We start from the raw sequence: 24,799 nt of genomic DNA on the forward strand, positions 1-24,799 counted from the left end.
TAACTGTACCCTAAAAGATTAAGAGAGGATTTCATGGCCCTTATTTCCCTGCGTCAGATGCTGGATCATGCCGCTGAGTTTAGCTACGGCATACCAGCTTTTAACGTAAATAACCTTGAGCAAATGCGCGCTATTATGCTGGCAGCAGATAAAACCGATAGTCCGGTTATTGTTCAGGCTTCAGCCGGGGCGCGTAAATATGCCGGTGCGCCGTTTTTACGGCATCTGATCCTGGCAGCAGTAGAAGAGTTTCCGCATATTCCGGTCGTTATGCATCAGGATCATGGTACCTCACTGGCTGTTTGTCAGCGCTCCATTCAACTGGGTTTTTCTTCTGTCATGATGGATGGTTCTTTAGGCGAAGATGGCAAAACGCCTATGGATTACGCCTACAACGCCAATGTAACGCGCAAAGTTGTAGAAATAGCGCATGCATGTGGTGTGTCGGTAGAGGGCGAGTTAGGTTGTTTAGGCTCGCTGGAAACCGGAGCGGCTGGCGAAGAAGATGGTATAGGGGCTGATTGCATTCTAAGCCATGATCAAATGCTGACTGATCCGGAAGAAGCGGCACAGTTTGTAAGGGAAACCCAGGTTGATGCTCTGGCAATAGCTTGCGGTACCTCACACGGTGCTTATAAGTTCAGCCGGCCACCGACAGGCGATATTCTGGCGATTGACCGTATTAAAGCGATCCATGAACGTATTCCGGATACACATCTGGTAATGCATGGTTCGTCTTCAGTGCCGCAGGAATGGCTGCAAATTATTAACGAAAATGGCGGTAACATTCCGGAAACCTATGGTGTGCCGGTGGAACAGATCCAGCAAGGCATTAAATATGGTGTGCGTAAGGTCAATATTGATACCGATTTACGGCTGGCTTCCACCGGTGCTATTCGCCGCTATATGGCGCAACACCCGGCTGAGTTTGACCCACGTAAATATTTACAGGCATCAGTAAAGGCGATGACAGAAATTTGTATTGCCCGGTATGAAGCATTTAACGCTGCAGGCCATGGCAGTAAAATCAAAGCTATATCACTGGATGATATGGTGGCTTTATATGTGTCAGGGAAACTGACGCCGAACATAAAATGAGCAAAAAAATTAATGAACTATAACAAATAGATTCTTATTTGTTTAATAGTGCATAAATTGGGGCTAAGCCATATAAATAGCTGCATCAGAGCAGACATTCAGACGCCTGCGTTGTATTGACAAGGGCGTTTTTACCTGTAATGATGCGGATGGTTTACCCTCTAACCGAGGGCCTTTTCTGTCTGTAAGAACGGCAGGGTCCTTACAACTTCAGGTTACGTTAATCAGCAATAATTGGTTGGGAACTATGTTTAACAATAAAATTCGCAAGAGTCTTGTTGCAACAGCTCTGGCCGGTACTTTCGCCCTTTCGGCGAGCGCACTGGCAACAGATTTAAAAGCTTTGCATCAGGAAGGTAGTCAGATCCAGCGCGCAGCAGTGCAGTCTCAGGAAAAAATCAATACTATATATGAGCAGTCTCAGGAATTATTAGGTGAGTACCGTCAGGTTACTGATCAAACTGAAAACCTGAAAGTTTATAACGACTTCTTAGCTACTCTGGTTGCCGACCAGAAACGTCAGATAGACTCTATTCAACGTCAGATTAACGGCCTGGAAGATACCCGCAAAGGTACTGTGCCTCTTATGTTCCGCATGATTGATGCACTGGAAGAGTTTGTTAAAGCTGATATTCCTCTGCGTACCGAGCGCCGTATTGCCCGGGTAGAAAATTTACGCGAACTGATGGGCCGTTCAGACGTGCAATTATCTGAGCAGTATCGCCAAATTCTGGAAGCGTACAGCATTGAAGTGGGCTACGGTTCAGAAGTTGCATCATTCCAGGGCTCATTGCCAATGAATGGTCAGGACATTACCGTAGATTATGTTCATGTTGGCCGCCTGGCGTTAATGGCGCTGGCGCTTGATGGTAACGCTGGCTGGGTGTGGAACAAGCAAACATCAAGCTGGGAACAACTGCCAGGTTCTTACCTGTCATCAGTATCTCAGTTTATCAAGATGGCGCGTCGTGAAGCCACGCTTGAGATGGATCGCGTACCACTTATCGCAGCGGAGTAAGAACACATGAAACAAGCATTTAAGTCAATGTTAATTGCCGCAGCGGTAACTCTGTCCGCTGGTGTTGCTTTTAACGCAACGGCCAACACAGACAAGTTGGATCAGTTATTAGAGCAGTTAAAGAAAGAACGCACCGTTGAAGGTCGTGCTAATCAGGAGCGTGAGCGTGCGTTTCTGGCCGACCGTGCTGATAAGCAAGCGTTGCTAAATACAGCTAAAAGACAGTTCACTGAAGAAGAAAATCGTGGTAAGCGTTTACAAAAAGAATACGCTGACAACGATATTCTGATTGGTCAGAAGCAGCAGGAATTAGAAAGTGCCCTGGGTACTATGGGCGAGTTGTTTGGTGTCGTGCGCCAGTCAGCTAACCAGTCTATCGGTACTATTACTGGCTCAATCGTTAGTGCGCAGTACCCGGGACGTGACGTACCGTTACGCAGTGTTGCCTCAGCAACTGAATTACCTACTTTAGGTGAGATGGAAGACCTGTGGATGGCATTACTGACTGAAATGACAGAGTCAGGTAAAATTGCTAAGTTTGATGCTCAGGTAGTTAAGCTGGATGGCGGTACTGAAACTAAGCGTGTAACGCGTTTTGGTACTTTCCATCTGACGACTGATTCAGAATATCTTGTTATAAATAACGATACTGATCAAATCCAGCCTCTGGGTCGTCAGCCGCAATCTAAAATTCACAACTCTGTAGCGGCATATCACAATGCCAAAAATGGCGAGATTGCTGGTCTGTACTTAGACCCGACTAAAGGCAACAGCTTACTGCGTTTAAACCAGCAGCGCTCAACCATCTTTGAATACTATCAGGCGGGTGAAGAGGTTGGTTATATCATTACTGCGGTATTCTTTATCGGTTTACTGATTGCGCTTGAGCGTATTATTGTTCTGAGCGTTGTTGGTGGCAAGATCCGTGCGCAGCTGAAAAACCTGGCTAACCCGTCTGACAGCAACCCACTGGGTCGTATCTTACGTGTATATCATGAGAACAAAACGGCTGATGTAGAAAACCTGGAACTGAAGCTGGATGAAGCTATCCTGCGTGAAACACCAAAAGTAGAGCGGGGTATTGGTTTAGTTAAATTGTTCTCAGCGGTTGCCCCGTTACTGGGTCTGTTAGGTACGGTTATCGGGATGATTCAGACATTCCAGCAAATTACATTATACGGTACAGGTGATCCAAAACTGATGGCTGGCTCAATCTCTCTGGCACTGGTAACTACTGCTCAGGGTTTGATTGCCGCTATTCCATTATTGTTTTTGCATTCAATCGTATCGTCGAAAGCAAAATCTATTTTACACGTTTTAGATGAGCAGGCTGCTGGTATTATTGCTGCACATGCGGAGAAGGAGAAAGCCTAATGATACTCCAGCTAGTAGAGCTGTGGGAATCTGTTCAGGATTTTATCCATACCGGTGGCAACGTGTTATACGTTGTCGCCCTGGTACTCTTCGTCATGTGGGTATTGATGATAGAGCGGTTCTGGTTTCTTAAAGCGGAATATCCGAAGCTGAAAAAGGATATTATCGCCCGCTGGGATGCCAGAGCAGATACCACATCATGGTATGCGCATAAGATCCGTGATTGCTGGATTTCCGAGGCGTCAGATAAATTAGATCAGCGTATGCTGCTCATTAAAACCTTGGTTGCACTGTGTCCACTGGTTGGATTGTTGGGAACGGTTACCGGGATGATTGCTGTGTTCGATATTATGGCGACACAGGGAACAGGTAACCCAAGAACCATGGCAACAGGTATCTCTATGGCGACTATACCGACTATGTCGGGTTTGGTAGCGGCGATATCAGGTGTATTTTTCAGTGCGCGGTTAGACGTTCAGGTGAAGCGAGAAAAAGCAAGCCTGGCTGATAGCTTACCGCATCATTAAAGAGAGTTTTTTATGGCCCGCAAACGTATTCGCGAAGCTGAAACGGCAGAGATCGATATTACGCCGATGATGGATATCGTTTTCATCATGTTGATCTTCTTTATCGTTACCACTTCTTTCGTAAAAGAAGCCGGTATTGATGTAAATAAACCTGAAGCCGCTCAGGCACAGAAGAAACCAAGCGCAACTATCTTTATTGCTATCCGTGCAAACGGTGAAATCTGGATGGACAAGCGTACAGTTGATGTTGAGCGTGTTTCAGCAAACATTGAACGGCTAAGAGCTGAATCACCAACAGACACTATTATTGTGCAGGCAGATAAAGAAGCTAAGCACGGTATTGTGATGGAAGTTATGGATCAGATTAAAGCTGCTGACCCATCTCTGGTGATTAGTATAGCCGGGGAGACTAAGTAATTATGGTACGTTTCCTGACATCGTTAATAATCGGTGGTGTGGTAACGTTTCTGTTGTTCTTAATGATGGCCACTTTACTTAAGTCAAGTGGCGATCGTAAAGTGGTTGAGCAAGAGCGTATTGTTATTGAAATTAACACTACGCCGCCTGACTCAGAGACACAGACGCGGCGGCCACCACCGCCGCCACCACCACCACCACCGGCTCAGCCGCCTAAAGCGCCTCAGCCAGAACCTGAAACAGCTAACGCTGCGGGTGCAATAGGTTTTAATATGCCTGGGCTTAGTTTGGGTGCCGGTACAGGCGGTTTAGGCGACCCTTCCGGCATGATGCGGGATGGTGATGCAACGCCAATCGTTCGTATTGAACCTCGCTACCCTGTGCAGGCTGCACGTGATGGTTTACAAGGCTGGGTTAGACTTCGTTTCAGCATTATGGAAGACGGTAGTGTTGATGAAGTAGAAGTGATTGAAGCGGAGCCGCGCCGGGTATTTGACCGTGAAGCTATCCGTGCACTACGCCGTTGGAAATACAGCCCGAAAATTGTTGATGGTAAGCCGTTAAAGCAAACTGGCCAACAAGTTCAGCTGGACTTCACACTAGATATGGCAGGGGGTTAACATGACGAAGTTTAAAAAACTTACCTCAGCTCTTGTTGTAATGACAGTGTTGGGCGCGTGTTTGCCGGTTTCTGCAGCTGTACAGCCTAATATGGCGAAAGTAGAAGAACGTAAGGCCCGTAAGACACAAATTGTTGGTGAACGGGTTGGTAAAGTTCTGGTTAGCGCCTTTGATCTGTATAACGAAGAGAAGCTGGATGAAGCAATCGCTTTGCTGCTTAATGCTAAGTCAAGTAATGAGTTTGATACGGCTACGCTGAATCGTTTTTTAGGTAACTTATATGCTACCAAAGATGAGAAGCAGGCAATAAAGTATCTGACCTTGGCGGTAAAACCAGATGTGCTGACTTTTGCTGATCAGTCTGCATCGATGAAACTGCTGGCAGATATGTTGTTGCAGGATAAGCAATATCAGGCTGCAATAAAGGCTTATGAAGACTGGATGATGTTCACCGGTGAACAAAGTTCAGATGCTTATATGCGTATAGCCAATGCTTATTATCTGATGGATCAACATGCTAAGGTTTTAGCACCGGCTGATGATGCAATTCGTTTTGCACCTAAGCCGATTGAAGGGCCTTATCAGCTTAAGATGGCTGCTTTGTACGAAACTAAACGCTACAAAGAGTTAGTAGCGGTAGTAGAGACAATGGTTCAGCTATTTCCTGAAAATAAGCAATTTTGGGTTTATCTGGGCAACTTCTATACCTTAACTGAAGAATTTGGCAAATCATTGACTACTTTGCAGTTAGCCTATTCACAGGGCTATCTGGAAAAAGACTCTGAAATAAGAATGTTGGCGCAGATGTATGCAAATAACAACATTCCTTATAAAGCCGCTACAGTGATGGAAAAGTATATGAAGAGCGGTTTGGTTAAGAAAGACAAAACCAACCTTACCTTTATTGCTTCAAACTATCAGGCTGCACGCGAGTTTTTAAAGGCTGCCAATTACTATGGTGAAGTTGCTAAGCTGACTAATGACGCTGATGCATATCGCCGCCAGGGTTCAGCTTACTCTGCTGTGCAAAAATACAATGAAGCTATTGCTGCTTATGACAAAGCCTTATCAATGAATGTTGATAAACCGAGCGGTGTTTATATGAGCTTAGTGGATGCGTATTTTTATCAGAAGAAGTATAAAGAAGCTTATGCTGCATTAATGAATGCGAAGAAAGATCCGGCTATGTCACGCCAGGTGCGCGGCTGGGAATCTTATATCAAAGATAAAGCCAAGCAAAACGGCATTACGCTGTAATAAAGAACCCCACGTTAAGTGGGGTTTTTTTTAACTATGTATGTCTATTTCGGTTTTAGATCTCAGCTTCTGCATTTCTTAAGTCGTGCAGGCGATACTTATCTATTAACGCATAAAGTGTTGGCCTGGTAATGCCCAGCAAATCAGATGTTTTAGATAAGTTGCCATTGGCCAGTGTGTAAGCCTGACGTATCGCCTGTGTTTCGGCTTGCTCTCTTACCTTACGTAGCGTGCTGGTTTTAACCATTTCTTTACTGCTAAGGCCTAAATCATCGGCAGTAATCAATTTGGCGTCTGCCAGTATTACTGCTGATTTAAGTTTGTTTTGCAGCTCACGTATATTACCCGGCCACGGGTGTTGCAACATGGCTTGCATTGCACAGTCTGAAAAGCCCTGAACATGGCTGTTAAACTCTGCATTGAATTTTGTCAGTAAGGCTTTAGCAATAACGATAATATCGTGACCACGTTGGCGTAACGGGGGGATTGCCAGAGTAATTTCACTTACCCGGTAGTATAAATCTTCGCGGAAACTTTGTGTCGCAACCATTTCAGCCAGATTACGATGTGTGGCACAAATTACCCTGACATCAACTTCTATTTCCTGACGTCCGCCCACACGCTCGATAACTCTTTCCTGTAAAAAGCGTAGCATCTTGGCTTGCAGGCTTAGCGGCATATCGCCGATTTCATCCAGCAGCAGTGTGCCGCCGTTAGCACATTCAATTTTGCCTAAGGTCGTTTTATTGGCGCCGGTAAATGCGCCTTTTTCGTAACCGAACAGTTCGCTTTCCAGCAAATTCTCTGGTATCGATGCGCAGTTAATAGCAACGAAAGGTTTATTTACTCTGGGGCTTTGGCGGTGAATGGCCCGGGCAAAAACTTCTTTACCCGTACCACTTTCTCCAAGCAATAAGGTGGTAATTTCTGTCGGGGCTATTTTTTCTACTGTACGACAGGCACGCATAATAGCGTCACTATTGCCAATAATATCGCTGCTTGTACCGCCAGCTGCTTTGAGCGCCTTGTTTTCTGTTTCCAGCTGACTAAGTTTAAAGGCTCTTGCCAGGATCACATTTAACACATCGATATTGATCGGTTTTTGATAGTAGTCATAAGCACCCAGTGCAACAGCTTTAAGCGCATGATCGTTATCATTACTACCTGTGATGACAATGACTTTACAATCCGGCTGCAAAGCCAGTATTTCACTTAAACAGGCCAGACCTTCGGTTGCGTTTGCCGGATCAGGAGGTAAACCAAGATCGAGTGTGACAACTTCAGGCTCATATCGCCTAAGTTGTGTCAGTGCTGAAGCGCGGTCCTGGGCAAACACCAGTTCGTAGTCCGGTAAACTCCATTTCAGCTGCTTCTGGATGCCAATATCATCTTCTATGACCAATAAGGTCTTCATAAAACAGTCCTTGTATTTACATCAATAAACGTGATTAGTGTAAAGGAAGAATTAGCGTAAAGGTAGTTCCCACTCCTTCTGTACTTTCTACCTGCAACTGGCCATTATGCTGTCTGGCAAAGTGTAGCGCATCATAGGCACCTACGCCCATACCTGCATTACCTTTTGTTGAGTCAAATGGTTTAAATAAACGTTCGCTGATAAATTCAGCTGACATACCGCAGCCGGTGTCCCTGATGCTGATATACAGCTGAGTGTCGTCACAGTTAACATTAACCAGTATTGTACCGTCGCTGCTTGTAGCATGCTGTGCGTTGTCAATTAAGTGGTAGAGTACGCTGGCAAAACGCTCTTTGTTTAATAATAATTCGGCATCGCGGCTCACGTTATATTGAGGTACCGGTTGTTTGGCGGCACAACGCTGAGTGATCACTTCGCGTACCACAGATGAAATGCTGATCCTGGTATCCTGGCTTGACTCTGCACGTTTGCTGCTCAGTTGTGACAGCATATTCTGCAGGCGTTGCTGCATAGCAGCGAGTGTATCGAAGCTGTCATTGATAAACTCAGGATTAGTGCGGTGTTTTACGCTGTTTGTCAGCATTAAATCAATTTGCGCTTTGATGTTTTTCAAATCGTGTACAACAAAAGCGGACATCCGGCTAAAGGCAGCAAATTGGGCATTTTCACTAAGTTTCTGGCTGGCCTGCATTAACTGCAGGTAGCTGGATATTTGCTCTGCCACCAGCATCAGGTAATCACGGAGCTCCCAGTTAAGGTATTGCCGGTCAACATCAGGTGCGTTTAGCAGGCACAAGCCCCAAAGTTCATTGTCGGAATGGATCGGTATGATCAATTGGATATCAATGTCATTTAAGTTCTGTTTTTGGCAAAACGGGTCTTTTTTATCTGCCAGATCGACTATCCAGTTTTTACCGGCAAAGTGCTTTACGTACTGTTGCAGTAGTTCCGTTTCATTATTATTTAGTGCCGGGCGGTTTATACGGGCCAGTGTTGTCAGGGCAGACGTGCCCTCCAGTTTAACCAGGCAGCCCCGGCTGTAACTGACAGAGTTTATCCAGGTTTGCAAAATAGTCTGGTATTGATCTGATTTGCTAATATCGACCAGCTGCAACTGTCGTGTCAGTTCCAGCCATTTCACGCGGTAATCAAACTTGTTAGCAAAGAAGTGTTTTTCAATAAATACTTTGAGTTTGCGTCTTACGGCACCGGATAGCAGCAACACAGCCAACATAGCAAAGCCAAGTACTAAAAAGGTCGTTTGCAGCAGGTTCGACCAGGTGCCGCCAATATAACGAATATAAAAGCCTGCAACAGCGATCAGACAAAGATAGATACCCGCAGCAAGCACCAGCGAGCTTTGTAGCACGACATCCCGCGACACATAAACATTGATCCCCCAGGCTTGCACGCGCCTGACTGAAATAATCAGCAGCGGTACTATGGCCGCGTAAACAAAACCACGGGCTGACCAGAGCTGGTTATCTACCTGGCCAAATAATGCCGATTCGGCCAACAGAATAAAGTCGAACAATGCGCAAACTGTTATACCCAGTACCAGAGGTTTATATTGCCAGCGGTTGGCCGCGGCCTTACGGTACATTGTTTCAAGCAGTGCCAGTTGCAGTACGCAAATAGCCAGGCTGCCGGTAAAAATCAGATTCATTGAAATCAGCTGTAAATAGCTGAGTACCCCCCAACAACTGATAACTAAGATGAGCAGCTGTACAGAGCGCTTTTTTAACAGCACGCTTAGCGATTGTTCGGCACTGCCAAGCGCTGCCAGTAAAAATAACAACAGCACCAGGCTGCGGCTAAGCTCCAGTAATAAAGATACCGGCGTAACGTATGGTGCAAAGCCTGTTAGCATGTAGTAGGCTGCCCATACGGTATTAAACAGTGACCAGGCAAGCAGTAATGAACGTGGCAGGTTTTTTACCCGGGTGGCGAGTGTCAGCAGAAAGAAGAACAAGTTGGCAACGCAGGCTAAACCAAAGCCAATACGGTCCAGTGCTAATTCTGTCAGTAAATCCATCTGAGTTTATCCATAAAAGCTGAAAATGTGCCCGGAGCGACTTATGGCGTTAACAAAGGCAGTAAAAACCTGACCGGAATAGCATAAGTGATACCGCTAGGGTCACTCAGTACTGCTTCTCTGGTTGATTTCACATATACCTTATTAATAATACCTATTACCTGAGCGGTATTGGCATCAAACAAGGGGCTGCCACTATTGCCCGGGTAAGCTGTTGCGTCTAATTGATATACCATAAAAGGCTGGCGCAACTGGCGCAGGGCAGAAGCTTGCAACTGGCCGGAGTTATCCGCAGGAATTGCTATGGGAGTTACTGCAGAAATTATACCTCTGTGAGTGGCGGGGTATAAACCCAGCACAGCAGTAATAGGGAAGCCGGTAAAGGCAATTTCAGAGCCTTCGTTGATAAATTCAGCATCCGCCAGAGTTGCCGCAGGCAGTTTGGCTTCGATTGTTAATACTGCTAAGTCATAAGCTGCTTGCGTTTTAGTGTCGGTAATCTGATGAATTTGTATATTGTCTGCCTGGCCGGATAACACAACATAAGATTCGTTACGTTTTGCATCAGGTGCTTTGGCAATAACATGGTAATTAGTCACTATTTTACTGCCATCGGCAACAACAAAGCCGGTGCCAACCAGCCTGACACGGGGCGATGCCAGCGGGCTAAATACACCTATAGCCACCACAGAAGGTTTTATTTTTTTTATACTGTCCTGCAACGCTGCTTGTGCCGGTAAAGCCAGATGCCACAGCAGAGCAATACACAATAGTGCTTTATATCTCATTCAGACATTCCCTATCCAAGTTATTGTGTTAGGACACTATACTAGCCCAATTTGCTCGAAATAGCTGCATTGTTATATGGCAAGCAGCCGATTTTGCCCCATACTAAGAAGCGGAGATTCAGGCAAAGGATGCTGTATGCCGGTTAGCACAGGTAAAGATATAGTACCCATCTTCTCGGGTGGAGGTACCCGGTTGAGTTGTTATATTGGCATACTGCAGGCGTTGCAGGATATGCAATTTCGCTTCCGGCATCTGGTGGGGGTGTCCGGCGGTAGTATTGTAGCAGCACTTTATGCGACCGGTTGGGATCTTGCCAGCCTCAAAACACTGGCATTGCAAACTGATTTCAGACAGTTCTGGAGTTTTTCAGTTACCTCTTTACTGCGCACCGGCGGATTATGTAATGGCGATAAATTTGAAGCCTGGCTGGATAAACAGCTGCGGGGAGTCACTTTTGCTGATCTGCAGTACGATTTACATGTGCTGGCGACCGATATTAACGGTGGCGGCCCGGTAGTATTTAACCGGCTATATACACCCGATCTTAAAGTGTCGAAGGCGGTGCGCTTTTCTATGTCGATCCCGTTGTTTTTTTCGTTTCAGCCGTTTAAGAACCATATTATGACCGACGGGGTTATTTTGTCTGAAGATGCCTTGCACCATGACTGGTCAGGTTCTGCCTTGCCACTTATTTGTTTTCGGTTAAAAAGTGATGCAGAAGCCAAACCTGTACAAACCAGCCGTTATTTTCCGCTGGTATCCTATATTTATATGCTGATCCGCACCTTTATGAGCGCGGTGTCGCGTGAATATGTGCACGCTGAATATTGGCATAATACGATAGTGATCAATACCGGTAGCATTTCGGCAGTAGATTTTGCCCTGACGGTAGAGCAGAAGTTGCAATTATTTGATACCGGTTATCAGACGGCCAGTACTATAGTGCCGTTAAAGTTAGCCGGATTATTTGCAACGCAATAAAAAAGCCACTTTAGAAAGTGGCTTTAAAGGTGCAGTACGTAACGGCTTATTGCTTACCGCGACGGATAATTTCCTGCGCCATTAAGTCAGCTACCAGACTGGTAGGCTGGTTTTCTGCATCCGCGCGTTGGAAAATGTTCAGCAGCGTATCGTAGATAGCGTTTACTTGCGCTGTTGATTCTTCAACACTGTAACCCTGGGGCCGCATTTCAGAGGCAACATTAATAATACCGCCGGCGTTAATAACGTAATCCGGAGCGTACAAAATACCTTTCTGGCGCAACACTTCACCGTGGCGGGCTTCTTTTAGCTGATTATTGGCACAACCGGCAACAATACGGGCTTTAAGCTGCACTATGGTGTCGTCGTTAATGGTGGCACCTAAAGCGCAAGGTGCATAGATATCAGCATCTGCAGCATATATCTCATCCAAACCCACAGCAATAGCGCCAAACTGGCTTACAGCACGCTGCACTGCATCCTGGTTAATATCAGTCACAATTAACTTAGCGCCTTCTTTATGCAGGTGTTCACATAAATAGAATCCCACACTGCCAAGGCCCTGTATTGCAACTGTTTTGCCGGTTAAATCGTCAGAGCCAAACTGGTGTTTAGCCGCAGCTTTAATACCGCGGTAGGTGCCCAATGCTGTAAAAGGAGCGGGGTTGCCGCTTTTACCTTCAAGGCCGGCAACGAAAGGGGTTTCTTTATTGACGATCATAATATCGCCGGTAGTGATATTGACGTCTTCAGCACTGTAATAGCTGCCAGACAACCGGTGGATCATTCTGCCAAAAGCACGGAATAAGGCTTCGGATTTAATTTTCTTCGCATCACCGATAATAACGGATTTACCGCCACCTAAAGGTAAGCCGGCCATAGCATTTTTGTATGTCATACCGCGGGATAAACGCAGAACATCATGTAAAGCAGCTTCGTCAGAAACATAGTCCCATAAACGGCAGCCACCTACAGCCGGGCCAAGTGCAGTGCTATGCACGGCAATAATTGCTTTTAAACCGGTTTCTGCATCGCTGCAAAACACAACCTGTTCATGATTATCGAATTCAGAATGATTAAATACGGCCACGACTGATTTCTCCGTTTATTGATAGCCCGAAATACTCAGGCCATTATGCCTGGTTAATGACCGCACTGAGGGCGGCATTTTTGCGCGGCGAAATGTAACATTTCAACCCTGGTTTCACCAGAATCAAACCAAAAAAATATCTGGTCAGTCCAGGCGATTGTCGACAATGTATGACAACACTTGATTGTCGGTGCCGAGTCACCTAAAGTAGCAAAAATTTAAAAGCAGGAAGTTTTATAATGAGTGAGCAGTTAACTCAGCAACAAATTGAACAAGCGCGTGCTGAATGGGTAAGAGCACAGTTTCAAAAAGCAAACGAGTATTTAGCCGGCAAAGGCATTGTGCCCGACAATGTTGCCGCGTCAGAAAGCCGCTATTTGCCACCTTATATGGCGGTGTGGAAGTTAAATACGAAAGATAAACAATCATATTGGGTAATAAGTGGTGACCTGCCAACTGATCATTTGGCTTTTTCTGCCGCGCCTAACGCCAGAGACGCGGTAAGAGCGTTTTCAATGCACTGGCAGTTAAAAGCCCAGCAGATTATTGATGCCGGTATTACAGATAAAACCCAGCAGGATTTTGCCAATTTACTGATTAACCGCGCACATAACCTGTACGATATGTTCAATGAAGATCAGTTATGGCAGGCTGAAGCAGTGAGTTAACTGTATTTATTGCTTTACGAATATTAAAAAACCGCATTATCTGCGGTTTTTTAATATCGGTAGCCAAATATCGCTGCCGGATTACTCACTAAAGTACCAGTAGCCCTGATTAATTAAGCTGGTTAACAGCATCAGCCGCTCAGCTGATTGGTTAAAATGCAGATTCTGCTCTGATGGCAGCTCAGTATAATCACACAGCAGTTGTGCAGTGCTTAGCTCATTTGCCGGCAGTGTGATTTGTTCACCATTAATAAACAGCAGAATATCGCTATCAGCGGCTTGCTGATAGTAACAGCAGCGCAGGCCGCCGGTGCGGCTTAGTACAGAACCTTCGTCAAGGTATTCACCAATTTCATCGGCACCGTAGTGTGGGTCGGGTTCGTTTAAATCCAGCTCATGTTTGGCGCGGGTAATTAAATTACCAAACCAATGCGGCAACATGGCGTTATCACTTACCAGTTGCTGCAGTAATTGCTGCACCTTGTTCAGATCGGTATCGGTAATAGCACCAACCGATTGCGCGCTGCTGCGTCCGGCATCGGTAAAGCGTTTTCCAGTGATGTCATGGTCAATCAGGTGATCTGCCAAACCGGTGAGCAGATCTTTTTGTGCCGGAGCGCGAAAACCAACAGAGTAGTTCAGGCTGTTTTCAAGGCTGATCCCCTCATGCGGGCAACCAGGCGGAATATATAAAATATCGCCGGGCTCTGTAATTACGTCAATGCAGGCAGTAAAAGGGCTTACCTGCAGTAAACGCGGATGAGGGCATAATTGCTGCAGGCTGGCATCCGGCATACCAACACGCCAGTGGCGTTTGCCTTCACCCTGAATAATAAACACATCGTACTGATCTAAATGTGGGCCGACACCGCCGCCGGGTGCTGAAAAGCTTACCATTAAATCATCAATACGCCAGTTTGGAATAAAACGAAACGGATCCAGCAGCTTAGCGGCTTGTGGGTGCCAGTGATCAACGGCTTGCACCAGTAAGGTCCAATCTTTGTCTCCAAAAACAGAGAAATCGTCAAACGGGCCGGTTTGCATATCCCATTGTTTATCAGCACAACTGACTATGCGTGATTCAATATCTTCTTCCAGTGCCAGGCCAGCCAGTTCATCCGCTGTTAGCGGATCAGCAAAATGTTTAAAACCGCCTTTAATCAGCAGTGGCTTTTTTTGCCAGTATTCATTAAGAAATTCAGTGATGCCAAGCTCAGCCAAATTTAATTGATACATTTGATATTCCTGAGAAAAAAGGCGCTGAATTCAGCGCCTTGTTTTTAGCCTGCTACTGTAACGTGGCGGTTATTTCTACCGCAGCACCAATATAATTGGCGGGGGTCAGTTGCTTAAGCTGCTCTTTTACCTGGTCGGGTAATGCCAGTTTATCAATAAACAGATGCAAATCTGCCTGATTAATACGCTTGCCGCGGGTTAACTCTTTGAGCTTTTCATATGGCTGTTCAATGCCATATTTGCGCATAACAGTCTGAACCGGCTCGGCCAGTAATTCCCAATTGGCATCCAGTTCAGCGCGCAGGTTAGCTTCGTTTACTTCCAGCTTGCTGATGCCTTTTAAGGTAGCCTGGTAGGCAATAACCGTATAACCAAAACCCATGCCCAGATTACGCAGCACGGTAGAGTCGGTCAGGTCACGTTGCCAGCGTGATACCGGCAATTTAGCTGAAAGGTGATTAAACAAAGCATTGGCAATACCCAGATTGCCCTCTGAATTTTCAAAGTCGATTGGGTTAACTTTGTGCGGCATGGTAGATGAACCAATTTCACCGGCAATAGTGCGCTGTTTAAAGTGGCCCAGTGCAATATAACCCCATATATCGCGATCAAAGTCGAGCAAAATGGTATTAAAGCGGGCTACAGCGTCAAACAGTTCAGCGATATAGTCATGCGGTTCTATCTGGGTGGTAAACGGGTTCCAGCTCAGGCCAAGCCCGGTGACAAACTGCTCTGACAGCTGGTGCCAGTTAAGCTGCGGATATGCAGATAAGTGCGCATTGTAGTTGCCTACTGCACCATTAAGTTTGCCAAGAATTTCCACACCGGCAATCTGATCACGCTGGCGCTTTAAGCGCATATAAACATTCGCCATCTCTTTGCCCATGGTAGTAGGAGAGGCTGGCTGACCATGCGTTCGTGCCATCATGGGCACAGTTTTGTGCTCATTAGCTAACTGCTTAATGGCCTCTAGTAGCGCATCGCATTGTGGCAGCAATACCTTGCTGCGCGCTTCACTTAACATCAGACCGTGCGATAAGTTGTTAATATCTTCCGAGGTGCAGGCAAAGTGGATAAATTCACTGATTGCAGAGAGCTCTGCATTTGCAGCCACTTTTTCCTTTAACAGATACTCAACCGCTTTAACATCGTGGTTGGTGGTACGTTCAATTTCTTTTACCCGCTCAGCATCGCTTAAGCTGAAATTGTCGACAATGTCATTCAGGACCCGGTTAGCTTCGGCAGATAAGGCTGGCACTTCAGCAATCTGTGTTGTGGCGGCAAGTTGTTGTAACCAGCGCACTTCTACCATCACGCGATACTTAATTAAGCCAAACTCACTGAAGTAGTTGCGTAAATCTACAGTTTTGCTGCCATAGCGCCCGTCAACGGGAGAAATAGCGGTTAGGGCATTCAGTTGCATACAGGCTCCTATAAGCTTGATGAGGGCAGTTGCGCAAGCATGTCTTTTGCTTGTGCCACCAGCTTGCGACGTTTAAAGATAAAATTAAGACGGCTACCACCGGCCTGGCGCCATAATACTGCTGAGCGGATAGCCGCTAACAGCAGCGCCCGCACTTTGTGCTGTACGGCAGCTAATTTAAGTAATTCGGGCTGGCCATAGATCTGAATGCGGCCACCTAAGCTGCTGATGCAGTCAGAGTAAATATCAGCCAGGTTGGCCAGCATATTGTCATCAGTAATACTGAAATGCTGTAACTGCCGCTCTAAGTGCTGTAGTTTATCGCCCAGCTTTTTCAGATTAGCCGGTGTTTTGCTCAGTTTACGTTCCAGCGCCAGTACGCCGACAATATAGCGCGTCAGCTCGACATCCTTTTGTGGCTTGTCACCCAGCTGGTCAACAATAAGCTGCAAACCGGTTTTCAGGTTGGCAGGTTGATTACCATATATTTGCAGTGGCTCCTCAGCATCAACCACAGCAACGCTGTTTAGCATTGTGCGAAGGGTGTCTTTATCGATATTGGTGCTGCGGGCGACCGTTTGTACCAGCTTTAATGCCTGCGTTAAGCCGGCTAAAGCGATAATTTGTGTTGAAAGAGAATATTGCATATCAGTTCAGAGCCACATCAATAATGCCGCCGCCAAGGCAAACATCGTCAAGATAAAATACCGCCGACTGGCCAGGCGTTACTGCTTTTTGTGGCGTATCAAAATGCACTTCAACGGTGCCATCGGCATGAGGTGTTAAGCTGCAGGCAATATCAGTCTGGCGGTAGCGGGTTTTCACCGTACAACGCAACATGTGTTGCGGGCCTTTGCGATCTGTCCAGTGCAACTGATTAGCGATTAAACCTTTAGATAATAATCCCGGATGATCATGGCCCTGAGCCACAATTAGCTGGTTGGTATCCAGATTTTTGCCCACCACATACCAGGGTTCATCACCACCATCGCGCAGGCCGCCAATACCCAGGCCCTTACGCTGACCCAGAGTATGGTACATCAGGCCTTCATGGCGGCCGATAATGTCGCCATCTACCGAAACAATATCGCCCGGTTGTGCCGGCAGGTATTGCTGCAGAAAATCTTTAAATTTACGCTCGCCGATAAAACAAATACCGGTGCTGTCTTTTTTATCGTGGGTAACTAAACCCTGTTGTTCGGCAATAGCACGTACTGCAGGCTTTTCCAGCCCGCCCACCGGAAACAGCGTTTGCGCCACATGCTCTTCACCAATGGTGTAGAGGAAATAACTTTGATCTTTGTTGGTATCCAGCCCGCGTAATAACTGCCAGTGGCCATTTATATAGCGGCGCTGCACATAGTGGCCGGTGGCAATGTAATCTGCACCCAGCGCTTCGGCAGCAAACTCGAGAAAGGCTTTAAATTTAATTTCTTTATTGCACATGATGTCCGGGTTAGGGGTGCGGCCGGCTTTATACTCAGCCAGAAAGTACTCAAAAACATTGTCCCAGTACTCTGCAGCAAAATTTACTTTATGCAGCACTATACCCAGTTTGTCGCAAACGGCCTGTGCATCGCGCATATCTTCAGCTGCCGCACAGTATTCGTCGTTATCATCTTCTTCCCAGTTTTTCATAAACAGGCCTTCAACCTGATAACCCTGTTGTAGCAACAGGTAGGCTGAAACGGAAGAATCTACGCCGCCGGACATACCGACGATGACTTTTTTACTGCTGTTAGCGGAGCTATCAGTTAAGCGGATATCTGGCATAACACTGCACTTTTGAAGGCCAAAAAAACAAGGCGCGGATTATACATCAAATTTATCTGCTGCGCATGTTATCGCGTTGGTTGGATCAGCGATAGCGGCAGGCGTACCCCTTGCGTATATAAGCTGATAGCATCACTGACTAAGCGGCTTCTAAGCGGCAGGGCTGCCTGTGACAGCTCATTGGCACTATACCAGTGCAAAGCCAGAATATCGCTGTCTTGTGGCTGGTACTGTGTTGGCAGGCTGGTAGGTTCAAATACGATATTCAGCCGCACATAGCGATGGCCATTCGCTGCTTTTAACTGCGAAATTCCCAGCCAGGCACAAGGCTCAAGCGTCAGGCCGGTTTCTTCAAACAGTTCCCGTTTTACTGCGCCAAGCAAATCTTCATCCTGTTCAACATGGCCAGCCGGTTGGTTAAGTACGCGCAGCCCCGTTAGTTTGTCTTTTTCTTCTACCAGCAAAAACTTTTGCTCAAAACAAACAATGGCAGCAACGGTAAGGTGTAGCAGATCTCTGCTCATAATCTGGCCGGTATCCTTATTTAAGCGCTGTTACGGTAAATTGGCCCGGCGCTAACTGATTAAGATGCCAATCGCCAATTTGTACACGGATTAAGCGCAATGTGGGAAAGCCCACCGCAGCAGTCATCCGTCTTACCTGACGGTTACGGCCTTCGGTAATGGTCAGACTTATCCAGCAGGTAGGAATATTAGCGCGCTGACGCACCGGCGGTTGACGTGGCCAGACATCAGGCTCGGGCAAACGACTTGCTATTGCAGGCAGCGTGGGACCATCGTTTAATTGCACCCCTGTACTTAACTGTTCAAGCGCGTCATCGCTGATATTACCCTCCAGTTGTACCCAGTAGGTTTTGGCCATTTTATGTTTCGGATCGCTGATCTGATGCTGGGTTTTACCACAGTTAGTAAGCAGCAGGAGCCCTTCGCTGTCGCGGTCAAGCCGGCCGGCAGCATACACATCAGGCACAGTGATAAAATCTGCCAGCGTGGCACGGGGTGGGGTGCTGTTATCGGTAAACTGACACAGTACATCAAACGGCTTGTTGAACAACACTAACACCGGTTGTCCGACCTTGGTCGTATTGCGTTTTTTCGTATATGGATTATTTTGCAAATTCTGCCTGCTACGCAACGGTTTCACTGTATTTTTATCTCTGAAATTCATAGCATCCGGCTGCCTATTTTATTGAATGTCATGCTGCTATACTACCGCCGCTTAGCAACAAATGCGTTTAAAACATCAACATCGCCCGGATGAAGGTGCGAACTGGCCAGTATCAGCCAGCTGATCGCAAACACATTACAGGAATTAACATGTCAAACGAAATTGCAAAAATTATCTACACTGAAACAGACGAAGCGCCGGCACTTGCCACCTATTCGTTACTGCCTATCGTACAGGCATTTTCTGCTGCGGCTGGTATCGCGGTAGAAACCCGTGATATTTCTCTTTCCGGCCGTATTATTGCCAACTTCCCTGATTTCTTAAAACCTGAGCAACGCATTGCTGACGCCTTAACTGAACTTGGCGAGCTGGCGAATCAGCCTGAAGCCAATATTATTAAACTGCCAAATATCAGTGCCTCTATTCCACAGTTAAAAGCGGCTATTAAAGAGCTGCAGCAGCAAGGTTATGCCTTACCGGACTATCCGGCAGAAGCCAAAACTGAGCAAGAGCGTGATGTTAAAGCGCGCTATGACAAAATTAAAGGCAGTGCGGTAAACCCGGTACTGCGTGAAGGTAACTCTGATCGCCGCGCCCCGGCGTCGGTTAAACAATACGCGAAGAAAAACCCACACAGTATGGGTGCCTGGGCGTCTGACTCTGGATCCCATGTGGCTCATATGACACAGGGCGATTTTTACGGCAGCGAAAAATCAGCCACTTTTGCTAACGCGGATACGCTTAAAATTCAACATATCGCCAAAGATGGCACAGTATCAGTGTTAAAAGACAAAGTTGCGGTACTGGCTGCTGAAGTAGTGGATGCCGCTACGATGAGCAAAAACGCACTGCGCGATTTTTATCAGCGCGAGATTGCTGCGGCTAAACAGCAGGACGTATTGCTGTCACTGCATTTAAAAGCCACCATGATGAAAGTATCTGATCCTATTATGTTTGGCCATGCGGTAACGGTGTTCTTCAAAACAGTGTTTGATAAACACGCCGCGTTGTTTGCTGAGCTGGGTGTTGATGTTAACAACGGCGCAGGTGATATGTTTGCCAAGGTTGCTACTTTGCCACAGGCAAAGCAAGACGAAGTACTGGCAGATATTAAAGCCTGCTATGCTGCCCAGCCTGCACTTGCGATGGTGAACTCAGACAAAGGCATCACCAACCTGCATGTACCAAGCGATGTTATTATCGATGCTTCTATGCCGGCGATGATCCGCAGTTCAGGCCAGATGTGGGGCCCGGATGGCAAATTAAAAGACACCAAAGCGATGATCCCGGATCGCTGCTACGCCGGTGTGTATCAGGAAACTATCGATTTTTGTAAGAAAAACGGTGCCTTTGACCCGCGCACTATGGGCTCTGTACCAAACGTGGGCCTGATGGCGCAAAAAGCTGAAGAATATGGTTCGCACGATAAAACCTTTGAAATTGCTGCTGACGGTAAAGTGCAGGTATTAAACAGCAAAGGTGAGGTGGTATTTGAGCACAACGTAGAGCAGGGCGATATCTGGCGTATGTGCCAGGTAAAAGATGCACCGATCCGCGATTGGGTTAAACTGGCCGTAAACCGTGCCCGTTTAAGCAATACTCCTGCAGTATTCTGGCTAGACAGCGCCAGGGCACATGATGCGCAACTGATCACTAAGGTAAAAGCGTATCTGCAAGACCATGATACCAGCGGCCTGGATATTCAGATCCTGTCACCGGTTGAAGCAACCCGTTTTTCACTGCAACGTATCAAACAAGGGCTGGACACTATTTCAGTAACCGGTAACGTACTACGCGATTATTTAACCGACTTATTCCCGATTTTAGAGCTGGGTACCAGTGCCAAAATGTTGTCGGTAGTGCCGTTAATGAATGGCGGTGGCTTATTTGAAACCGGTGCCGGCGGTTCTGCTCCTAAACACGTTGAGCAGTTTATCGAAGAAGATTATTTGCGCTGGGATTCGCTGGGCGAGTTTTTAGCACTGGCGGCTTCACTGGAGCATTTAAGTCAGGTTACCGGCAACAGCAAAGCTAAAGTGCTGGCTGATGCACTGGACGCCGCAACGGCCAAGTTCCTGGATAATGATAAGTCGCCACGGCGTAAGCTGGGCGAACTGGATAACCGTGGCAGCCACTTCTACCTTGCTTTGTACTGGGCAGAGGCTTTGGCGGCGCAGAATGCTGATGCAGAGTTACAAAGCCGTTTTGCCAAGCTGGCAACCGTGCTGCAACAGCAGGAAGCTACTATCGTTGCCGAGCTTAATGGCGTTCAGGGCAAAGCAGTTGATATTGGCGGTTACTACCGGCCAAACCCACAGCTTGCAGCTAAAGCTATGCGGCCAAGCCACACCTTTAATCAGGCACTGGCTAAGGCGTAATAAATTGCCGGATAAACAAAAGCAGGCATAACGCCTGCTTTTTTTGTCGGTCAGGGTTACACCCAAGCAAATATATTATTCTGTCAGATCGCCGGGCAGTTTAATATTCACAGCGTGTAAGCCTTTAGGGCCTTCAGACAAGTCAAACTCAACGTCTTGTCCAGCCTTTAGCGTGCGGTAGCCATCCATACTAATGGTTGAATAATGAGCAAAGATATCTTCATCGCGGCCATCTTCGCGGATAAATCCAAATCCTTTGGCGTTATTGAACCATTTTACTTTACCGGTAGCCATACAACTTACTTCCTTCTCTAAGTTAGCTAAATTCTGTATTCTTAGTCTTTACGGCGGGATTGTTGTTGATCCCAACAACTAATGTAGATAATTTGACCATGTAGTCAAGTTATTTGCAAAATTAAACCAATATTTTACCAATATTTAACCCAAAGCTCCTTTGATGGAATACGCAGGCATGGCTATAGTTTATGAGCGGAAATAAAGAAGGTAACGTACAACATGGTGGTTTAGAGGAACTGACACGGCAACGTGTGGCTCCGCCACCGATGTATAAAGTAGTGCTGCATAACGACGATTACACCCCGATGGACTTTGTCATTGATGTGTTAAGCCGTTTTTTTAATATGCAGTATGAACAGGCAACTGAAGTAATGTTAAAAGTACATTACGAAGGTAAAGGGGTATGTGGCGTTTTTACCGCAGAAATTGCGGAAACTAAAGTGCAGCAGGTTATGCAGTATGCGAAAGAGCATCAACACCCGCTGCTCTGTACCATGGAGCGCGCTTAAGGTAAGTCCTGGCATGATTCTGGTGTCGTTACTCAGGTGGATTAGGAGTAGTGTATGTTAAATAAAGATCTTGAGTTAACTCTGAATTTGGCTTTCAGGTTTGCGCGTGAGCGCCGTCATGAGTATATGACGGTAGAACACTTGCTGCTGGCGTTGCTTGACAACCCGGCTGCAGGTGATGCACTGCGCTCTTGTGGCGCAAATATTGAAAAACTGCGGCTGGAACTGGGCAGCTTTATCGATTCGACCACGCCAGTATTACCCGACGGTGAAATGGAGCGTGATACCCAGCCCACTTTGGGGTTTCAGCGTGTATTGCAACGTGCAGTGTTTCATGTGCAGTCATCCGGCAAGGCGGAGGTAACCGGTGCCAATGTACTGGTAGCGATTTTTAGTGAGCAGGAATCGCAAGCGGTATATTTACTGAAGAAAATTGATATTAGCCGCCTCGATGTAGTGAATTTTATTTCTCATGGTGTAACCAAAACTGAAAAGTTAGAACAACATGATGAACACACCGCAGAAGACGCCAGCGAAACCCTGAGCGAAGATAGCAAGTATCTGGAAAACTTTACCGCCAATTTGAATATTCAGGCAAAGAACGGCCAGATTGACCCGTTGATTGGCCGTGAGCATGAAGTAGAGCGGGCCATTCAGGTATTGTGCCGGCGCAAGAAAAATAATCCGCTGCTGGTAGGGGAAGCCGGTGTAGGTAAAACCGCTATTGCTGAAGGTTTGGCGTATCGTATTGTGCACAAAGAAGTTCCAGACGTTATTGCCAACGCTACGATTTACTCACTGGATATGGGCGCTCTGCTGGCGGGTACCAAATACCGTGGCGATTTTGAAAAACGGCTGAAGTCTTTGCTCAAAGAGCTGGAGCGGGAAAAAGACGCGATTTTATTTATTGATGAAATTCATACTGTCATCGGTGCCGGTGCAGCCTCCGGTGGTGTGATGGATGCCAGTAACCTGATTAAACCCTTGTTGTCCAGCGGCCGTTTGCGTTGTATGGGGTCTACCACTTATCAGGAATTTAAAAGCATTTTTGAGAAAGACACAGCACTGGTGCGCCGTTTCCAGAAAATTGATGTGGCTGAGCCAAGCGTAGAAGATACCACCCGGATTTTGCTCGGCTTAAAAGAGCGCTACGAGCAGCATCACAATGTGCGTTATACGCAAAAGGCCATTCGCGCGGCGGCAGAGTTATCGGCCAAGTATATTAATGAACGTCATTTACCGGACAAGGCCATTGACGTCATAGATGAAGCCGGAGCCAGCCAGCGCTTATTGCCGCTATCTAAGCGTAAAAAAGTGATCAATGTGCCGGAAATTGAGCATGTTATTGCAAAAATGGCGCGTATTCCGGAGAAGTCGGTATCGGCATCAGATAAAGATGTGCTGGCAAATTTAGACCGCAATTTAAAACTGGTGGTGTTCGGCCAGAACGAACCTATTGAAGTACTGACATCGGCTATCCGCTTATCGCGCTCCGGTCTTGGCAACGAAGAAAAACCGATAGGTAACTTCCTGTTTGCCGGCCCTACCGGTGTGGGTAAAACTGAGGTAACCAAGCAACTGGCTAAGGCATTGGGAGTAGAACTGCTGCGGTTTGATATGTCGGAATACATGGAGCGCCATGCTATCAGCCGCTTAATTGGTGCACCGCCTGGTTATGTGGGCTTTGAGCAGGGCGGTTTACTGACCGATGCCGTGTCAAAACATCCGTATTCAGTAGTACTGCTGGATGAAATCGAAAAAGCACACAGCGATATTTATAATATTCTGCTGCAGGTAATGGACCATGGTACCCTAACCGACAATAACGGCCGCAAGATTGATTTTCGTAATGTGGTACTGGTCATGACCACCAATGCCGGTGTGCAGGAAACCATCCGTAAATCGATTGGTTTTAAACAACAAGACCATAGCCATGATGCATTGTCAGAAATTAACCGTACTTTTAGTCCGGAGTTCAGAAACCGGCTCGATGGCATTATCTGGTTCCAGCATCTGGGCGCGGATATTATTCTGCAAATTGTTGACAAGTTTATCTGTGATTTACAGGTACAACTGGACAAAAAGCAGGTATCAATGGAGCTAAGCAGTGCAGCAAGGCAATGGCTGGCTGACAAAGGTTATGACCATGCCATGGGCGCGCGGCCAATGGCCCGGGTTATTCAGGAGCAGCTGAAAAAGCCGCTGGCGAATGAAATTCTGTTCGGCCGTTTACTGCATGGCGGTGACGTGCGGGTAGATCTGGTAGATGGCCAGTTAAGCTTTGAGTATCAAACCACAGAAGAGGCCGCACTGGCAGAGTAACGCCGGATAACCTCAGCGTTAAAGCAAAACAGTAAACCCGGCCAAGGCCGGGTTTGTGTTATCTGGCATAAAGCAAAAAGCCGGCTTAGCGCTGGCGGAACACGATACGGCCTTTAGTTAAGTCGTACGGTGTTAATTCTACGGTTACTTTATCGCCGGTTAAAATACGGATATAGTTTTTACGCATTTTACCTGAGATGTGAGCGATAACGACATGGCCGTTTTCCAGTTCAACTTTGAACATGGTATTTGGCAGGGTATCCAAAATGGTACCTTGCATTTCAATTACGTCTTCCTTCGCCATTCAGCGTACTTGCCTCTTAATATTGGGTGAACCATAAAAAAACTGCGCAGATTGTGCCG

At 46.7% G+C, this 24,799-nt stretch carries 24 protein-coding genes; 12 read left to right on the forward strand and 12 right to left on the reverse strand.

The window, feature by feature from the left end:
• The first annotated feature begins 33 nt into the window (after positions 1-33).
• The 7 genes from fba (at position 34) to J3B89_RS09725 (ending at position 6,312) form a co-directional block, all read left to right on the forward strand.
• Positions 34-1,098: a class II fructose-bisphosphate aldolase gene (gene fba, locus J3B89_RS09695; protein ID WP_215397330.1), complete on the forward strand. Its 1,065-nt coding sequence runs from the start codon at positions 34-36 to the stop codon at positions 1,096-1,098.
• A 247-nt stretch (positions 1,099-1,345) separates the two neighbouring features.
• Positions 1,346-2,116 (forward strand): DUF3450 domain-containing protein, encoded by a 771-nt coding sequence (locus J3B89_RS09700; protein WP_215397331.1) that lies wholly within the window; start codon positions 1,346-1,348, stop codon positions 2,114-2,116.
• A 6-nt stretch (positions 2,117-2,122) separates the two neighbouring features.
• A complete protein-coding gene (locus J3B89_RS09705) occupies positions 2,123-3,490 on the forward strand; it encodes a MotA/TolQ/ExbB proton channel family protein (protein WP_215397332.1) in 1,368 nt (455 codons plus the stop codon).
• On the forward strand, positions 3,490-4,017 hold the full coding sequence (locus tag J3B89_RS09710) for a MotA/TolQ/ExbB proton channel family protein (RefSeq protein WP_215397333.1): 528 nt from the start codon (positions 3,490-3,492) through the stop codon (positions 4,015-4,017). The genes J3B89_RS09705 and J3B89_RS09710 overlap by 1 nt, the downstream gene beginning before the upstream one ends.
• 12 nt (positions 4,018-4,029) lie before the next feature.
• Positions 4,030-4,434, forward strand: a complete 405-nt coding sequence (locus J3B89_RS09715; protein WP_092791992.1) for an ExbD/TolR family protein — start codon at positions 4,030-4,032, stop codon at positions 4,432-4,434.
• Between the two features lie 2 nt (positions 4,435-4,436).
• On the forward strand, positions 4,437-5,054 hold the full coding sequence (locus J3B89_RS09720) for an energy transducer TonB (protein ID WP_215397334.1): 618 nt from the start codon (positions 4,437-4,439) through the stop codon (positions 5,052-5,054).
• A gap of 1 nt (position 5,055) precedes the next feature.
• Positions 5,056-6,312: a tetratricopeptide repeat protein gene (locus J3B89_RS09725; RefSeq protein WP_215397335.1), complete on the forward strand. Its 1,257-nt coding sequence runs from the start codon at positions 5,056-5,058 to the stop codon at positions 6,310-6,312.
• 55 nt (positions 6,313-6,367) lie between these two features.
• Here J3B89_RS09725 and prsR read toward each other — a convergent pair whose 3' ends face one another.
• Genes prsR through J3B89_RS09740 form a run of 3 tightly spaced genes read right to left on the reverse strand, consistent with a single transcriptional unit; the run spans position 6,368 to position 10,570 of the window.
• Positions 6,368-7,726, reverse strand: coding sequence for a PEP-CTERM-box response regulator transcription factor (prsR, locus tag J3B89_RS09730; RefSeq protein WP_215397336.1), 1,359 nt, complete (start codon positions 7,724-7,726; stop codon positions 6,368-6,370).
• 34 nt (positions 7,727-7,760) lie between these two features.
• Positions 7,761-9,782 carry an XrtA/PEP-CTERM system histidine kinase PrsK gene (gene prsK / locus J3B89_RS09735; RefSeq protein WP_215397337.1) on the reverse strand — a complete coding sequence of 674 codons (2,022 nt, stop codon included), beginning with the start codon at positions 9,780-9,782 and terminating at the stop codon, positions 7,761-7,763.
• A gap of 41 nt (positions 9,783-9,823) precedes the next feature.
• A complete protein-coding gene (locus tag J3B89_RS09740) occupies positions 9,824-10,570 on the reverse strand; it encodes a S1 family peptidase (protein WP_215397338.1) in 747 nt (248 codons plus the stop codon).
• 136 nt (positions 10,571-10,706) lie between these two features.
• On the opposite strand from J3B89_RS09740, the gene J3B89_RS09745 reads away from it, so the two are divergent.
• Entirely contained in the window at positions 10,707-11,552 is an 846-nt protein-coding gene (locus J3B89_RS09745; RefSeq protein ID WP_215397339.1) for a patatin-like phospholipase family protein, read from the forward strand.
• 46 nt (positions 11,553-11,598) lie between these two features.
• Here the strand turns inward: J3B89_RS09745 and J3B89_RS21485 are convergent, their stop codons facing one another.
• Complete coding sequence (locus J3B89_RS21485; RefSeq protein WP_215397340.1) at positions 11,599-12,642, reverse strand: Leu/Phe/Val dehydrogenase; 1,044 nt, start codon at positions 12,640-12,642, stop codon at positions 11,599-11,601.
• 239 nt (positions 12,643-12,881) lie between these two features.
• Between J3B89_RS21485 and J3B89_RS09755 the strand changes: the two genes are divergently transcribed.
• Positions 12,882-13,310 carry a DUF4826 family protein gene (locus tag J3B89_RS09755; RefSeq protein WP_215397341.1) on the forward strand — a complete coding sequence of 143 codons (429 nt, stop codon included), beginning with the start codon at positions 12,882-12,884 and terminating at the stop codon, positions 13,308-13,310.
• 81 nt (positions 13,311-13,391) lie between these two features.
• On the opposite strand, the gene J3B89_RS09760 is transcribed toward J3B89_RS09755, so the two are convergent.
• The 6 genes from J3B89_RS09760 to J3B89_RS09785 form a co-directional block, all read right to left on the reverse strand.
• Entirely contained in the window at positions 13,392-14,546 is a 1,155-nt protein-coding gene (locus J3B89_RS09760; protein WP_215397342.1) for a ribosomal protein uL16 3-hydroxylase, read from the reverse strand.
• Between the two features lie 52 nt (positions 14,547-14,598).
• The gene (purB, locus tag J3B89_RS09765) at positions 14,599-15,969 is read right to left on the reverse strand and encodes an adenylosuccinate lyase (protein WP_215397343.1); all 1,371 of its coding nucleotides are present in this window, start codon (positions 15,967-15,969) and stop codon (positions 14,599-14,601) included.
• Between the two features lie 8 nt (positions 15,970-15,977).
• A complete protein-coding gene (gene hflD / locus J3B89_RS09770) occupies positions 15,978-16,616 on the reverse strand; it encodes a high frequency lysogenization protein HflD (RefSeq protein WP_215397344.1) in 639 nt (212 codons plus the stop codon).
• 1 nt (position 16,617) lies between these two features.
• Positions 16,618-17,742: a tRNA 2-thiouridine(34) synthase MnmA gene (gene mnmA / locus J3B89_RS09775; RefSeq protein ID WP_215397345.1), complete on the reverse strand. Its 1,125-nt coding sequence runs from the start codon at positions 17,740-17,742 to the stop codon at positions 16,618-16,620.
• A 68-nt stretch (positions 17,743-17,810) separates the two neighbouring features.
• On the reverse strand, positions 17,811-18,266 hold the full coding sequence (locus tag J3B89_RS09780; protein ID WP_215397346.1) for an NUDIX domain-containing protein: 456 nt from the start codon (positions 18,264-18,266) through the stop codon (positions 17,811-17,813).
• A gap of 16 nt (positions 18,267-18,282) precedes the next feature.
• Positions 18,283-18,879: a pseudouridine synthase gene (locus J3B89_RS09785; RefSeq protein WP_251372325.1), complete on the reverse strand. Its 597-nt coding sequence runs from the start codon at positions 18,877-18,879 to the stop codon at positions 18,283-18,285.
• Positions 18,880-19,079: 200 nt separating this feature from the next.
• On the opposite strand from J3B89_RS09785, the gene J3B89_RS09790 reads away from it, so the two are divergent.
• Positions 19,080-21,308, forward strand: a complete 2,229-nt coding sequence (locus J3B89_RS09790; RefSeq protein WP_215397347.1) for an NADP-dependent isocitrate dehydrogenase — start codon at positions 19,080-19,082, stop codon at positions 21,306-21,308.
• A 75-nt stretch (positions 21,309-21,383) separates the two neighbouring features.
• Here J3B89_RS09790 and cspD read toward each other — a convergent pair whose 3' ends face one another.
• The gene (gene cspD / locus J3B89_RS09795) at positions 21,384-21,602 is read right to left on the reverse strand and encodes a cold shock domain-containing protein CspD (protein ID WP_068230786.1); all 219 of its coding nucleotides are present in this window, start codon (positions 21,600-21,602) and stop codon (positions 21,384-21,386) included.
• Positions 21,603-21,793: 191 nt separating this feature from the next.
• On the opposite strand from cspD, the gene clpS reads away from it, so the two are divergent.
• Both clpS and clpA read left to right on the forward strand, forming a co-directional pair.
• Entirely contained in the window at positions 21,794-22,114 is a 321-nt protein-coding gene (gene clpS / locus J3B89_RS09800) for an ATP-dependent Clp protease adapter ClpS (RefSeq protein ID WP_215397348.1), read from the forward strand.
• Positions 22,115-22,168: 54 nt separating this feature from the next.
• Positions 22,169-24,436 carry an ATP-dependent Clp protease ATP-binding subunit ClpA gene (clpA, locus tag J3B89_RS09805; RefSeq protein WP_215397349.1) on the forward strand — a complete coding sequence of 756 codons (2,268 nt, stop codon included), beginning with the start codon at positions 22,169-22,171 and terminating at the stop codon, positions 24,434-24,436.
• Between the two features lie 85 nt (positions 24,437-24,521).
• Here the strand turns inward: clpA and infA are convergent, their stop codons facing one another.
• Positions 24,522-24,740, reverse strand: a complete 219-nt coding sequence (gene infA, locus J3B89_RS09810) for a translation initiation factor IF-1 (protein ID WP_008610216.1) — start codon at positions 24,738-24,740, stop codon at positions 24,522-24,524.
• Between the last annotated feature and the right edge of the window lie 59 nt (positions 24,741-24,799).

The sequence above is a fragment of the Rheinheimera oceanensis genome (assembly GCF_018831085.1).
Classification (GTDB): Bacteria; Pseudomonadota; Gammaproteobacteria; order Enterobacterales; family Alteromonadaceae; genus Alishewanella; species Alishewanella oceanensis.

Coding starts and splice junctions, on each gene's coding strand:
- J3B89_RS09705 (WP_215397332.1), top strand. CDS start 2,123: ATGAAACAAGCATTTAAGTCAATGTTAATTGCCGCAGCGGTAACTCTG.
- J3B89_RS09745 (WP_215397339.1), top strand. CDS start 10,707: ATGCCGGTTAGCACAGGTAAAGATATAGTACCCATCTTCTCGGGTGGA.
- clpA (WP_215397349.1), top strand. CDS start 22,169: ATGTTAAATAAAGATCTTGAGTTAACTCTGAATTTGGCTTTCAGGTTT.
- infA (WP_008610216.1), bottom strand. CDS start 24,740: ATGGCGAAGGAAGACGTAATTGAAATGCAAGGTACCATTTTGGATACC.
- purB (WP_215397343.1), bottom strand. CDS start 15,969: ATGCAACTGAATGCCCTAACCGCTATTTCTCCCGTTGACGGGCGCTAT.
- J3B89_RS09715 (WP_092791992.1), top strand. CDS start 4,030: ATGGCCCGCAAACGTATTCGCGAAGCTGAAACGGCAGAGATCGATATT.
- J3B89_RS09790 (WP_215397347.1), top strand. CDS start 19,080: ATGTCAAACGAAATTGCAAAAATTATCTACACTGAAACAGACGAAGCG.
- clpS (WP_215397348.1), top strand. CDS start 21,794: ATGAGCGGAAATAAAGAAGGTAACGTACAACATGGTGGTTTAGAGGAA.
- J3B89_RS09700 (WP_215397331.1), top strand. CDS start 1,346: ATGTTTAACAATAAAATTCGCAAGAGTCTTGTTGCAACAGCTCTGGCC.
- prsK (WP_215397337.1), bottom strand. CDS start 9,782: ATGGATTTACTGACAGAATTAGCACTGGACCGTATTGGCTTTGGTTTA.
- hflD (WP_215397344.1), bottom strand. CDS start 16,616: ATGCAATATTCTCTTTCAACACAAATTATCGCTTTAGCCGGCTTAACG.
- fba (WP_215397330.1), top strand. CDS start 34: ATGGCCCTTATTTCCCTGCGTCAGATGCTGGATCATGCCGCTGAGTTT.
- J3B89_RS09720 (WP_215397334.1), top strand. CDS start 4,437: ATGGTACGTTTCCTGACATCGTTAATAATCGGTGGTGTGGTAACGTTT.
- mnmA (WP_215397345.1), bottom strand. CDS start 17,742: ATGCCAGATATCCGCTTAACTGATAGCTCCGCTAACAGCAGTAAAAAA.
- J3B89_RS09780 (WP_215397346.1), bottom strand. CDS start 18,266: ATGAGCAGAGATCTGCTACACCTTACCGTTGCTGCCATTGTTTGTTTT.
- J3B89_RS09725 (WP_215397335.1), top strand. CDS start 5,056: ATGACGAAGTTTAAAAAACTTACCTCAGCTCTTGTTGTAATGACAGTG.
- cspD (WP_068230786.1), bottom strand. CDS start 21,602: ATGGCTACCGGTAAAGTAAAATGGTTCAATAACGCCAAAGGATTTGGA.
- prsR (WP_215397336.1), bottom strand. CDS start 7,726: ATGAAGACCTTATTGGTCATAGAAGATGATATTGGCATCCAGAAGCAG.
- J3B89_RS09760 (WP_215397342.1), bottom strand. CDS start 14,546: ATGTATCAATTAAATTTGGCTGAGCTTGGCATCACTGAATTTCTTAAT.
- J3B89_RS09740 (WP_215397338.1), bottom strand. CDS start 10,570: ATGAGATATAAAGCACTATTGTGTATTGCTCTGCTGTGGCATCTGGCT.
- J3B89_RS09755 (WP_215397341.1), top strand. CDS start 12,882: ATGAGTGAGCAGTTAACTCAGCAACAAATTGAACAAGCGCGTGCTGAA.
- J3B89_RS09710 (WP_215397333.1), top strand. CDS start 3,490: ATGATACTCCAGCTAGTAGAGCTGTGGGAATCTGTTCAGGATTTTATC.